Raw genomic sequence first — 13,009 nt, 5'->3', positions numbered from 1 at the left:
GAGCACTCAAATGAATAAATTAATCGCTGCCCTGGTTGCCGGTCTGTTTGCCTCCACCGTTTTCGCACAAGCCGCTGCTCCAGCACCTGCTGCTGCTCCAGCTGCTCCAGTTGCTGCTAAAACAGAAGCAAAAGCCGCAGTCAAAGCACCAAAAGCACACGCTAAGAAACACAAAAAAGCTAAAAAAGCTAAAGCAGCCGCTGCTGCTCCAGCTGCAGCCCCAGCTGCTAAGTAATTCGCAGTAACTAAAAAAGACAGGCTTGCCTGTCTTTTTTTATTGCCTGGTCAGACCGGATACTGACCGGGCAAGTTTTTTTTCTGCTGTATTTACACGCCTAAAGCTCTGCCATCGCTCCTCGGATCATGCGCGCCTGAAAAAGTCCCCGTCTTTTGATCGATCACAATTGCTCCCGGATGACCGGATAAAGGACTTTGTGCCGGAATGACACTCATTTCATGTCCACGTCGTGCCAGCTCTTGAAACACTTGCTCGCCTGCATCCTTCTCCAGCTTCAAAGAATCTCGCGTATCTGAAAAAGTTTTACCCAACAAGAACCGCGGTTTCGATAATGCCGTCAACGGATCCATGTTGTAATCAATCATTCTGGTCAGGATAGTCGCCAAGGTTTGTGGCTGCCCATCTGCACCTTGCGTGCCATACAAAATATGTGGTTTATCGTTCTTCAGATACATACCGGGATTAAGTGTATGGAATGGACGCTTACCAGGTTGCAATACATTTGGATGATCCGGCTTCAGGCTGAATGAAGCGCCGCGGTTATGCCACAAGATGCCGGTATCACCCGCCATCACACCACTGCCCCAATCGAAATAAACCGTTTGCAACATCGAGACCGAATTGCCTTGCGCATCAGTCGCACCGATATATACCGTGTCTCCATTCTTGAAGACATGCGGCCACGCCAATGCCTGTTTCATTTGTATGCCGCCGGCGAGTTGATCAAGATGGGCTTTGGACAATAACTTTTCCGAAGGTACCTTAACGAATTCCGGATCAGCCACATATTGATTGCGATCGATAAACGCGCGCTTCACCGCTTCGACTACGACGTGATAATAGTCAGCACTACCTTCTGGAATATTCTTCAAATCAAATCGATCGAGGATACCCATGATTTCCAGCGTCGTAATGCCTTGCGTCGGCGGCTGGTTCGCCAGCAAGATGCCATCACGATAAGCAACGCGTAAAGGCGGTTCTATGCGTGCCTGCGTTCTTGCCAGATCGGATGCAGTCAACGGTGAGCCGGCATCCTTCAAACCTTTAGCAATTTTCTCTGCCAATTTGCCATCGTAGAAATCGCGATAACCGCGTACCGCCAACACTTCCAATGTATCGGCCAGTTGCGGCTGCTTGAAGAGTTGACCTTCTTCCGGCACTTTGCCGGCGATCATGAAGTTGCTACGCACACCGGGAAGATCAGCCATTTCCTTTTGGCGGAAATCCATCCAGAAACGTTCTGATGGCGATACCGGAAAACCGTTGCGTGCAAAACCGATAGCCGGCTTCAATAATTCTGCCCAGCTCTTGCTGCCGGCGAGTTCCTTGTTGCTGATATCGAAAGCTTTACCCAAGGTATCAACATTGGCTGCCGTCGTCAGCATCGAGCCGGGACCGCGTACCGGAATCGTACCGCTGTACTGCGGCAATACCATCGGTGCCTGACCTATGCCAGACAAGGTTCTGACCTTGCCATTGCGATCGCTGATGATCATGAAAGCATCACCGCCAAAGCTGGCGAAATGCGGATAAGTGACGCTCAGACATGCAGCAATGGCAATCGCTGCTTCAATCGCATTGCCGCCCGATTTCAATACATCCAGACCAGCATTGGTAGCCAACTCGTGCGGGCTGGTCACCATGCCTTTGGTTGAAGTAGCCAGCACACTTTTTGGTTTGGCTTCCAAAGCCATCGATAACGGTGTCATCGAACCCAAAGCCATTGCACCTGAAGCGGATAAGAAATCTCTTCTCGTCATATCGTGGAAAATTTTGTTTTTCATTGTGTCTCCGTAGAAATTCGTGTGACAAGGCGCACACCAACACTGCGCCGTGCAACGTATGTGAACTTGTCCAGCAAGCGAATGTACGTAGCGAGATACGAATACGTATCAGCGCTAAAAAATCCTCTACCTTTATTTCGTAAAGACGAAAAAAAACACCGCTAAGCTGAGTGAGCTTGGCGGTGTTTAAAGGGAGATTTAGGCTTTTTGATGTGCGTGGTTATCGGCCTTGGCACTGGAAGCCGTAGGGAAAGTATTTTCCAGTGGCACGTGACGATGCGAGAAGTTAGCTGTGATCCAGGCATAGATAGGACCGAGGAAGCTCATCACAAGTACGACACCAAGTGCGGACAAAGGATCTTTAGGAACCGGACCAAAGCCGCCGAACATCGTGGCAAAGAAGGACGCGAAACCGAAGAACATACCGGGCACAAAACTAATGGCAGGGAAGCGTGCCAGCATGATCATGCCTGCGTTCAGGCAGAACAGAATCACACATTCTGCGATGAGCAGAGTGGTGCCGGACAGATTCTTCGAAGCGATACCAAAACCGGTGACAACCAGAAAGCCGGTGATCGAACCAATCGGCAAAGTCGGCCAGATACGTTTCAAATTAGCTGCAGTCGGACCGCCCATGGCAAAGGTGCCTGCCCAGCTGATAAAGATCGCCCAGACTGGCAAATGCCAAGGCAATTGCGCCATGAGAACGGTGGTGACTGCGAGTAAGGATGCTACAACTGCGTGTGGTGGCTTTTTCATGCTTGTCTCCTGATGGTTTAATTAAATATTTATTATTTGGCGCCTGCTGTTTCGCACACATGGTCTTTTGCACCATGATCGTGTGCGCCACAGCAACCGTGACGATGTATCGTGCTCTTATGCTGAGTGACCACGGTTATTCTTCCGCGTTTAATCACCCAGGAACGGGCAGGAATATCGAGCAAGGCATCGGCTACCTGATAGGTATCGAGAATCACCAGATCGGCTTGCTTGCCGACTGCAAGACCGTAGTTGTCACCGATACCGATGGAACGTGCGGCATTGATCGTGCCCATATCCAGAACCGCCGCTTGATGCGCAGGCGTGCCAAAGGAAATAGCGTGCGCCAGCATATTGCCGATGACCAGCATGTCCGCTTTACCGAATGGCGTGAAGGCATTGCGTATATTGTTGGATGAGTAGGCAACGTTGACACCCGCTTCATTCAAGGCACGCACCGGTGTCAGACCGCGACGACGATTCTTTGCATCGTTACGACCACCCAGATACAGATCGGTAGCAGGCAAGGTCACGATGCTGATATCGGCTTTGCGCAGCAATTCAATCACCGGCTTCAATTCATCCGGATCGAGCGAACCGAGACTGGTGACATGACCGAGCGAGACTCTGCCTTGATAGCCAGTATCGATCGTTTTTTGCGCAACGTAAGCTGTCGAAGCAAAACGCTGATCGCTTGCATCATCGGAAAAGTCCGCATGCAGATCGATAGGCGCGTCATACTTTTGCGCCATCTCGAACACGATGTCGATATGACGTTTGGTGTCTTCCCAGGTCAACTCGTTGTATGGGCAGCCGCCGACGACGTCAGCACCCATGTTCATCGACTTTTCCATCAAGTCGATAGTGCCTGGCGATTTGATGATGCCTTCCTGCGGGAATGCAACGATCTGAATATCCATCAGATCCTTATATTCATCGCGCAGCTCCAGCACTGTTTCCACACCGATCAGACCTTGAATCAGATCAACGTCAGGATGGGCGCGCAATGCGACCGTACCGTTTTTCACAGCCATATCGAGCACTTGGCGTGAACGATCCAGTACGTCCTTGCGCTCCTGTTTGCTCTTCAGGATGCCGGTGACGCGGATCGCTTCTTCCAGCGTACCCAGCACAGGCGGCAAGCGTCTATGCAGGAATGCTTTTTCCAAATGCATATGCGGCTCGACCAAGCCAGGAATAACAGCACGGCCTTCTGCATCGATTGCATCTGTCGCTGAGGCTTTAATGCCTTCTTCTATTGCGACGATTTTTCCATTCTTGATACCAATGTCCATCAGTGGTTTGTCATCCCACACACGAACATTGTGTATTAACAGGTCCATCTCCATAACCATCTCCTCTGGATGAAACAACTAAAAACCTAGTGCAATACCCTCGCCACGCGGATCGGCACCGCCTTCAAAAAATGGTGACCATGGTCCCGGCAAGCGAATCGCTTGTGCAGTACCCATACGTGGGAACGGCCACTGCGCCGCTTCCACCGGATGCCCTTGCTCACGCAGAGCATCAAACGTTGCCTCCGGCGCGGCAGATTCCAACAACAACTTGTTCGATGTATCGCCCCACGAGCGTCCGTACAACACGCGTGGCGCATCAATGGCTTCTTGCACATTCAGACCGAAATCAACCACACGCGTCGCGACCGAAGTCTGCGTCTGCGGTTGTACTTCACCGCCTTGCGTGCCATAGACCATGTAAGGCTTGCCATCCTTGAACAACATGCCGGACATCAGTGTCGATGCGCTTTGCTTGCCTGCCTTTAATACATTCGGATGATCCGGTTGCAGCGAGAAGAAGCTGCCACGGTTTTGCATCAACACACCGGATACAGGATCGGTCACGCATGCACCAAAGTCGAAGTACAAGCTTTGCACCAAGCCAACGGCATTGCCGTATTTGTCAGCGATGCTGATGAAGGTGGTGTCGCTACCGCCTGGACGATTTTCGTGTGTACGTTTGGTATCAGCCAGCCACTCTGCGCGCTCGGCGTTCGCCAACTTAGGATCAAGTAGTTCTTCAATTGGAATATCAGAGAACTCAGGATCGGTCAGATACTGATCGCGTTTATTGAAGGCCCATTTGATAGCCTGAATCATCGCGTTGTAATACTCAGGCGAATTCTCATCCAGACCAGACAGATCGATACCGTTGAGGAAATTCAAAATCATCAAGCCGGCTATACCTTGCGACGGTGGCGGCACTTGATACGCTTGAAAACCACGATAAGTCGTCGAGATCGGTTGCACCCACTTGGCGCGGTATTGGTGGAAATCGTCCAGCGTCAGCAAGCCGCCTTGGCTCTTCAGATAATTAACGATGGAGTGTGCGGTGTGTTCGTAGAAATGGCGTGTGCCATTTTTCGCAATGCCTTCCAGCGTATCGCCCAATGCAGGTTGCTGCAGGCGTTCACCCGGTTGATAAGCATTGCCGTTCTTCAGGAAAATCCCAGCCGAACCAGGATCTTGACGGAACACATCGGCATCATCGCTAATCCAGCGGCTGATATCTTGCGTGACTGCCACGCCTTCACGTGCATAGCGTATCGCCGGTGCCAGCAAACGGGTTAAAGGCATCGTACCGAAACGTGCATGGGCGAGGCCCCAGCTATCCACTGCGCCAGGCACAGTGATCGCAGCACGCGGGCCGCGATGCGGTATCGCATCCATGCCCTTGTAATCATCGAGAGAAATATTTTTACCGCACGTGCCACTACCGTTCAGTGACGATAGCGTATTCGATTTGGCATCGTGGATCATCCAGAATGCATCACCGCCTATGCCTATCATGTGCGGCAACACGACACTCATCGTGGCGGCTGCGCAGATTGCAGCATCGACAGCCGTGCCACCCTCTTTCAACACATCTAGTGCTGCCCCGGTCGCCAAATAGTGGGCGGTGGCGACCATGCCATTTTCGGCATAACTGACTGGGCGGGTGGTTCTCATCATTTCTCCAGGAATCGGGTTCATGGAAGATGAGCATAGGGATCAATTGCTCAGGTGGGAATCGGGATTACCTGATTCGCATCTAGGGATTTTCCTAGATGACTTCACCCTGCTCACAGCTCAATCGTATCCCTCATTGATCAAGCCGTGTTTAAGAGCGTAATACACCAGATTGGCAGTGGTAGCGGCTTCCATTTTCTGTAAAACGGCCGCTTTGTGGGTGCTGATGGTTTTATTACTGAGCGACAATATTTTGGCAATATCGTTGACGGAATTGCCTTCGACCAACATGTTGAATATCTGAAATTCCCGCGCCGTCAGCTTGGTGTGTGGCAAATCCTGTTCCGGCTTGTGCAATTGCTTGATCAGCTTGGCCGAAATCTCGGGCGAAACAAAAGTCCCGCCCTCCGCCACCTTGCGTATGCCTTCGATCAACTGGCTGGAAGCGGTGTTCTTCGTGATGTAACCGGACGCACCGGCGCGCATCGCCTGCACAGCGTACTGGCTCTCTTGATGCATGCTCAGCACCAATATTGGCAAATCAGGTTTGACTGCATTGATCTGCTGTATCAATGCGATACCACTCTTGCCCGGCATGGACATATCCAGCACCAGCACATCGATCTTGAGCGTTCTGATTTTTTGTAAAACCTCTTCGCCATCAGACGCTTCTCCCGCTACCGCCATATTGGAAACGAAAGAAATAATTTGCTTCAAGCCATCCCGTATGATGGCGTGGTCATCGGCGATCAGTATTTGTATCATTTTCCGTCTCCTGAATCGCTGGCTGTTACCTTGGGAATACGTACCTCTATGCTGGTACCTGAACCTAGCCTACTCTGAATTTTCAATTTCCCGCCCAGCATGAATGCGCGCTCGCGCATGCCGATCAAGCCCAAACTATCTTCGCGCGAACTGACGTGATCGAAGCCTTGTCCATTGTCAGTTACTTTCAATGTAACGACGCCTTTCGTTTCCTTGAGCGCCACCACGACCGAAGTAGCACGACTATGCCGACTGACGTTGGTCAACGATTCTTGCAGTATGCGAAAAATCGCCGTGCTGATATCGCGGCTGAAGGCCAAGGGCGTCGATGGCAAGCTTAATTCGTAGGTAATTGGATTACGTTTGGCAAACGATTCCAGCAGCCAGTCGATGGCCGATGGCAAACCCAGTTCATCCAGAATCAGGGGACGTAAATCGGCTGCGATGCGTTGCACCGACTCCACCGTCGAATCGGCAATCTTCTTGAGCGCATGCACATTCTGTAACCACTCATCATCCTGCATCTCGCGTCGCGTTTCTATCACGCTCAAGCCTATGCGGATGGCAGTCAAGGATTGCCCCAACTCGTCATGTAGTTCGCGTGAAATACGCGTGCGCTCTTCTTCTCGTACCGATTGCAGGTAAGCCGACAGTTCACGCAACTGACTACGTGATTCCAGCAAATCTTCCTCGGCCAGCTTTCTGTCGGTGATGTCGCGTGAAATGCCGGTAGTGCCTATCACTTCACCCTGTTCATTCCGAATCGGCGTCTTGATCGTGTCGTACCAGCGCAGCGTGCCGTCTTCGGTATAACGCCATTCTTCATAGCGCAAACGCTCGCCCTGCTCCATCACGCGTTTATCGGTATCGATGTACTCACGTCCCCAATCGGCAGGCCAGACATCAAGCGGTGTTTTATTCAGAATCTCGCTTTCCGGCAAGCGGCAAGCGGCGATAAATGCATCGTTGACCAGAATATAGCGAGAGTCTTTATCCTTCAGCCATGCCTGGTCAGGAATATTGTTCAGAATCGCTTTTTGCAATTCATCATCCTTGCTCATACGCCCTCTGCTCTTAATCGAATCGGAATAAGTATGAACTTCAATCGCTGCGTTCAGCGGAAATATCTTTCAACAATCTGCGGAATTCAGATGAATTCTGCATCAATGTCGTCGCCGCCGACCTCAATTCCCTGATGGTCTTTTTAGGAAGATACAAGGAGGTCGGTACATTAAGCAAGGTTTCCCTTTCGTCAGCATCGACGATATTCTTCAATGCAATGTTGACGTAATAGACAGATGGTTCCGGCGCATTTCTCGCCTTCGCCTTGGCTTTCGCCGTTTCTTGCCAACGTTCGATAGATGCTTGCATGGCGCGCTCGGACTCTTGCGTATAACGCGCAATCGGGATATCGCCAATCGCACGAATCACATCTCTAAAGCCAGGCACATCGGGACTTTGATCGATAGTATGTTCAGGATCATTCTGTGCATTGACGACGATCACAACCAGCTTGTTCATTTCCGTCAATCGGAAATCCTTGCTTACCTTGTCGCTACCAATCAGCGCCTCCATATCGAGGATGCTGCGTATGCTCAAGTTGTCAGACAAGCCGCCATCCAGCAAATGAATGTACGGACGCTTGCTACGATCAAGATAGCTGAATAGTTCTTCCGTACGTGCACGTGAGGATGCAGCACTTCTTGTTTTTGCCTTACTGGATGCGGCAGCCTGCACTGCATCCGGCACAGTGAAATTACAGCTGCCAGCGTAATTCCACAAGGTCACAGGAGAAAACACCAGCGGCACTGCGCTCGATGCAGCGACCGCGCGTGCAATCGGGAACTTGCTCAAATCGGAGCAAAGAAAGTCGAACGATTCCTGTATGAAATCGAAACGACCACCCGACGACATATCGGTCGCACTGATGATCACGAACGGCCCTTTGCGCTTACTCACCAAATCTTCAAAGGTCGCCTTGTTGAACAAAACTTCATCGAGTTGTTCTTCCAGCAGGTCGGAGCGACCGAAACGCGGCGAAGTCAGACGCCACTGATTTGAGAAGGAAATGATACGGCTAACGATCTTGTCCTGAAAATCCAGATTAAGAAAACGATCATTAAAATTCTTCAACACGCCTTCGCCGTGCAAACCGTAATACGCGGCAAGAATGGAACCACCCGATACGCCGTAGACTAGATCCACCTCGTCGAACAGACGCTTCTTCTTCCCATCCTCCACAAATTTATTACGCGCCAATTCTTCCAGCACGCCATATCCCAATGCCGCCGACCGCGCCCCACCACCGGAAAACATCACCACCACGAACATCTTGCTGGCACCCGGCTCGATATTGACGGAATCGATGCTGTAACCGTAATCAGGCTTGTAAGTCTCTAAAGGCGCGTTGATGTTGTACTGCACCAGACTGCTGCAACCGCTCATCAAGGAGGCAAGCGCAAGCAGGGAAAGCAAGCGCCACGGTTTTGAACATGTAGATGTCATTATTTTTGCAAGTTAGTTGAGCAGTGCCAAGAATATGGCGCACAGCGATCAGGTAGAAAAATTCTCTTCAGCATTATATCGATGGCTGAATCGACCATCATGCCTAAGCAAAAATCGTCGCTTTTCTGCACTTGCAAGGAACTAGTCGTGATGCGTGGCACTGGCCGACACAAATAAAAAAGGGTCCGACCAATGGTCAGACCCAAGAGACTCAGCTTGAGGACTGAGTCCGATACACACTCGTTTCCTGCGCTGCCATCACAAGGCAGCGCACATCGGATTAGTACACTTCGCTGATATCGCAGCTTCCTTCTGCACCTATCAACTGACGCAACTGGCTGCCTACAGAACCCATGCCGATATTTTCAAATACGCTTCTATGCTTGGGCACCACTATCTGATCGCAGTGATGCTCACGCGCAAACTGCACGATGCTCTCTGCCTTGTGCCCCACCACGATGCGCTCCTGATGCGGCACACCGGCTGCATCCAGCTTGTCCATCATCGGCTTCAAGATTTCCATACCGTTTTCCTGATGGAATTCGGCTATCTGCTTGCGGCTGATGAAGCGCGTAATGAATTTGGAAATCGGCGTTTGTACATTCAATAAAAACAGCGTCACGGGTTGTGTGCGATAGCGTTCGATTACATGTTTCACTGCACAATCGATATCACCACTGTCATTGATTGGAACCAGTACGTTAGTCATTTTCAGTCTCCTTTTATCTGCCGGAATGGAAAGGCTTAACCTTCGCTAGGCACTGCGACTGCATGTTTGGACGCGAAGAACTTCCCGCAGCCGATCACAATCAGGACGCCAAGTAGTGGAAGTGCGATTTCCAGATAATGGGCATTGGCGATAAAACCTTTGAGCGCTGGATCTTCCACCGCCATTTCACCGGCAACATAGCCGAGCAAGCCAGCACCAAGCGTGACAATGATAGGAAAGCGTTCCATCAAGCGCATCAACATCGCGCTACCGAACAGAATCAGTGGGATCGTGATGACCATACCGACAAACAACAAACCCATATGACCATTCGCTGCACCGGCCATACCGAGCACATTGTCCAGACTCATGACGATGTCGGCGATGATGATGGTTTTGACTGCGCCCCAGAAATTTTCACTGGAGTTGATATCGCCGTTTTCTTCTTCAGGCAACAGCAGTTTGATACCTATCCACAGCAACAGGATCGCACCGACCACTTCCACGTAAGGAATGGTCATCAGGTAGGCCGCAAAGGCCGTCAGTATTGTCATCAAGATGACGATGGCAACAGTGCCAATCAGGAAGGCGTTTCTTTGTTGCTTGGGCTCGAGATTGCGGCACGCAAGTGCAATGATGACGGCGTTGTCGCCGCTCAGAAGAATATTGATGATGACGATCTGGAAGAGCGCCACCCACATGGTTGAATCGCTTAACGTTGCAAGCATTTCTGTCTCCTTCTATGGTTATTGTGAAAGCCATTCCATAGTAAAGATCAGCGCTTACGCTGTACTTTCGCGAACATTACATTGAGCTTTCGCGAATATTACAGAATTCTTACAACAACAATAAAAGTGAGTTAAACGCTCGCGTGCGAGACGGGGAAAGAGACGGTAAAGGTATTGCCCACGCCATCGACATCATCTTCCAGCGTGATCGTTGCCTTGTGCAAGGTGGCGATCTCATGCACGATCGCCAGACCGAGGCCGCTGCCCTCTTCATGCGATCCAAGCAAGCGATGGAAGCGTTCGAAAATGCGCTGGCGCTCGTCGACTGGAATACGCGTGCCATCGTCGCTGACAACCAGATGCGCGCCATGTTCATCGGTATGCACACGCACCGTCACACGTCCGCCGGGCGGTGTATAGCGGATCGCGTTATCAACCAGGTTGTTAATCATCTCCGTCACACGTGCTGCTTCGCCATTCAACAACACAGCCTGCTCGGCGGTTTCGAAACCCAGATCGATCTGCTTCTTGTAAGCCAGCGGCACCCATTCCTGCGCAGTGCGCAAAGCCAGTTGATTCAGATCGAAGGGCGCGAAATTGGCGGCCACATTATTCGGTTCATTACGCGCCAGCGAAAGCAGTTGCGACACCAGACGCGACAAGCGTTCTGCGCTGGTATAAAGATGGCCCAAAGCCCGTTTGACTTGTGCTGGATCGGTCTCACGCAAGGCGAGTTCGATATGTGCTTTCAAGCCTGCGACTGGCGTGCGTAACTGATGCGCGGTATCGGCAATAAAGCGTCCCTGAAAACCGAGCACGCCATCGACGCGCGTCATTAAATCGTTGACCGCACCAACCAACGGTTCGACTTCTCCCGGTACGTTATCGGCTGCAATAGGACTGAGATCCAGATGCGAACGCATGCCGACTTCCTGCTGCAATTTGCGCAGCGGTGCCAAGCCGTGCGCCACTCCGCGCCAGATCAAGATACCTGCAATCAAAATCAATAAAACCTGCGGCAGTATCAATTGCATCAACAGTTCACGCTCGTGACGATCGCGCTTGATCTGCGTCTCGGCGATCTGAATCATCACGACTTCCGCCGGCGGCTGCACCAGTGGTTTTCCGCGCAAGAGTGCAATCCGCACCGCTTGGCCTTCTTGCAGCACGCCATCGTAGTAGGCCGTTTCCCTGCCGCTCTTGATGGTTTTATGTATCGGCAAGGTAGGATCGCCGGCGATGAGTTTTCCATCGACTGTACGTATCGCGTAATAGACCTGATCTTCTTTGTCGAGCAAGAGCGTGCGCTCAGCATCGGGAGATAAATCAAATCCCAGTTGGCCGTTCTCACGCGTGACGTGCAAGAGCATTTCGCGCGCGATCTCGTTCAACTCAACGTCGTACACATCGTTGGCGACATGACGTACGACAAAATAACTGCCGACGATATCAATCAGCAGAATCAGTGAAAGTGGGACAAGTACCAGACGCAGCAATCTGCTGCGCAGGGTCGGATTGGAATCAGATTTCCTGGCGTTCGATTTCACCGGATTTTTCCAAGAGATAACCCATACCGCGCACGGTACGGATATTGATGTTGTAGGGTTCCAGCTTTTTGCGCATGCGATGTACATAGACTTCAATCGCATTGCTGCCGCCATCGTCGCCCCAGCCGAACAATCTATCTATCATCTGCTCTTTAGTAACGACCTGCCCTTGGCGAGATAACAAAACTTCAAACACAGCCAACTCGCGCACCGACAGCTCTACCGGCTGATCGTTGTGGAACAGGCGATGTGCCTCTAGATCGAAGCGCAAGCCACCATGCGTCAAACTCTTGCCGGCATCGAACTGGCCGCGACGTATCAGGGCGCGTACACGTGCTTCGAATTCCGGCAGATCGAAAGGCTTGGTCATGTAATCGTCGGCACCCAGATCGAGACCAGCAACACGATCATCCAGCGTATCGCGCGCAGTCAAGATAAGAACTGGTACACGCGACTTGCGTTCACGCAAGCGACGCAAAACAGTCAGGCCATCCATCTTGGGCAAGGCTATATCCAGCAAGACCAGCGCATAGGCATCGTTACTCAATGCGCTATGTGCATCCTCACCGTTATCCACATAATCAACGGTATAACCAGCCTGGCTCAAGGCACGCGTCAGCGCAGCGGCAAGTACAGCATCATCTTCGACGATCAGAATACGCATAGGCAACGATTACATCCTGGTGAAGTGTGATTTCTTAAATCGACATGGCAGTAACACAGCCAGCAACAGGCTAGCATGTCTGTCATGCACGACAGCATAAGGATAGAAAAGAAAGATGTCTAGCGGGCAAGTTCGCAGTACTCTTGCAGAGATGCATAGCCTCACTTTACGCTGATCACGACTAATAAAAATCATGATCACACTTGCTTTAACTATTCACAATAACAACAAAATTCACTCTTTCTTAACATTACAAAATCGCTACTCACACAAAGTCTGTAGCGCCATTCGTAGTACATGGTGTTACCATCAAAAACCATTTTTTTACCGTGATAGCACTGTCT

The 13,009-nt window shown here is 51.1% G+C and carries 12 protein-coding genes; 1 reads left to right on the top strand and 11 read right to left on the bottom strand.

All coding sequences use genetic code 11. From position 1 onward, the window contains the following. Nucleotides 1-10 precede the first annotated feature (10 nt). A complete protein-coding gene (locus AC07N2_RS08025) occupies nucleotides 11-235 on the top strand; it encodes a hypothetical protein (RefSeq protein ID WP_494777760.1) in 225 nt (74 codons plus the stop codon). 92 nt (nucleotides 236-327) lie between these two features. On the opposite strand, the gene ggt (AC07N2_RS08020) is transcribed toward AC07N2_RS08025, so the two are convergent. The 11 genes from ggt (AC07N2_RS08020) to AC07N2_RS07970 all read right to left on the bottom strand — a co-directional run bounded on the left by ggt (AC07N2_RS08020) (nucleotide 328) and on the right by AC07N2_RS07970 (nucleotide 12,665). Then, on the bottom strand, nucleotides 328-2,022 hold the full coding sequence (ggt, locus tag AC07N2_RS08020) for a gamma-glutamyltransferase (protein ID WP_494777759.1): 1,695 nt from the start codon (nucleotides 2,020-2,022) through the stop codon (nucleotides 328-330). Nucleotides 2,023-2,220: 198 nt separating this feature from the next. Continuing rightward, nucleotides 2,221-2,781 carry a DUF1097 domain-containing protein gene (locus tag AC07N2_RS08015; RefSeq protein WP_494777758.1) on the bottom strand — a complete coding sequence of 187 codons (561 nt, stop codon included), beginning with the start codon at nucleotides 2,779-2,781 and terminating at the stop codon, nucleotides 2,221-2,223. Between the two features lie 32 nt (nucleotides 2,782-2,813). Next, nucleotides 2,814-4,130, bottom strand: a complete 1,317-nt coding sequence (locus AC07N2_RS08010) for an amidohydrolase family protein (RefSeq protein ID WP_494777757.1) — start codon at nucleotides 4,128-4,130, stop codon at nucleotides 2,814-2,816. A 24-nt stretch (nucleotides 4,131-4,154) separates the two neighbouring features. Further along, entirely contained in the window at nucleotides 4,155-5,750 is a 1,596-nt protein-coding gene (ggt, locus tag AC07N2_RS08005) for a gamma-glutamyltransferase (RefSeq protein ID WP_494777756.1), read from the bottom strand. Nucleotides 5,751-5,867: 117 nt separating this feature from the next. Beyond that, nucleotides 5,868-6,512, bottom strand: a complete 645-nt coding sequence (locus AC07N2_RS08000) for a response regulator (RefSeq protein ID WP_076593436.1) — start codon at nucleotides 6,510-6,512, stop codon at nucleotides 5,868-5,870. Next, the gene (locus AC07N2_RS07995; RefSeq protein WP_494777755.1) at nucleotides 6,509-7,573 is read right to left on the bottom strand and encodes a PAS domain-containing sensor histidine kinase; all 1,065 of its coding nucleotides are present in this window, start codon (nucleotides 7,571-7,573) and stop codon (nucleotides 6,509-6,511) included. Before AC07N2_RS07995 ends, AC07N2_RS08000 begins: the two co-directional genes overlap by 4 nt. 40 nt (nucleotides 7,574-7,613) lie before the next feature. Further along, on the bottom strand, nucleotides 7,614-9,017 hold the full coding sequence (locus AC07N2_RS07990; RefSeq protein ID WP_494777754.1) for a patatin-like phospholipase family protein: 1,404 nt from the start codon (nucleotides 9,015-9,017) through the stop codon (nucleotides 7,614-7,616). A 280-nt stretch (nucleotides 9,018-9,297) separates the two neighbouring features. Further along, nucleotides 9,298-9,726 carry a universal stress protein gene (locus AC07N2_RS07985; RefSeq protein WP_076593433.1) on the bottom strand — a complete coding sequence of 143 codons (429 nt, stop codon included), beginning with the start codon at nucleotides 9,724-9,726 and terminating at the stop codon, nucleotides 9,298-9,300. A 35-nt stretch (nucleotides 9,727-9,761) separates the two neighbouring features. Then, the gene (locus tag AC07N2_RS07980) at nucleotides 9,762-10,454 is read right to left on the bottom strand and encodes a TerC family protein (protein ID WP_494777753.1); all 693 of its coding nucleotides are present in this window, start codon (nucleotides 10,452-10,454) and stop codon (nucleotides 9,762-9,764) included. A 131-nt stretch (nucleotides 10,455-10,585) separates the two neighbouring features. Beyond that, nucleotides 10,586-12,001, bottom strand: coding sequence for a sensor histidine kinase (locus tag AC07N2_RS07975; protein WP_494777752.1), 1,416 nt, complete (start codon nucleotides 11,999-12,001; stop codon nucleotides 10,586-10,588). After that, complete coding sequence (locus AC07N2_RS07970) at nucleotides 11,976-12,665, bottom strand: response regulator (protein ID WP_076593430.1); 690 nt, start codon at nucleotides 12,663-12,665, stop codon at nucleotides 11,976-11,978. The genes AC07N2_RS07975 and AC07N2_RS07970 overlap by 26 nt, the downstream gene beginning before the upstream one ends. Nucleotides 12,666-13,009 lie beyond the last annotated feature (344 nt).

This window comes from Herminiimonas sp. GW821-FHT09C12 (assembly GCF_059416385.1).
The sequence above is the reverse complement of the archived record's forward strand: the minus strand, read 5'-3'. Positions and strand labels throughout refer to the sequence as shown.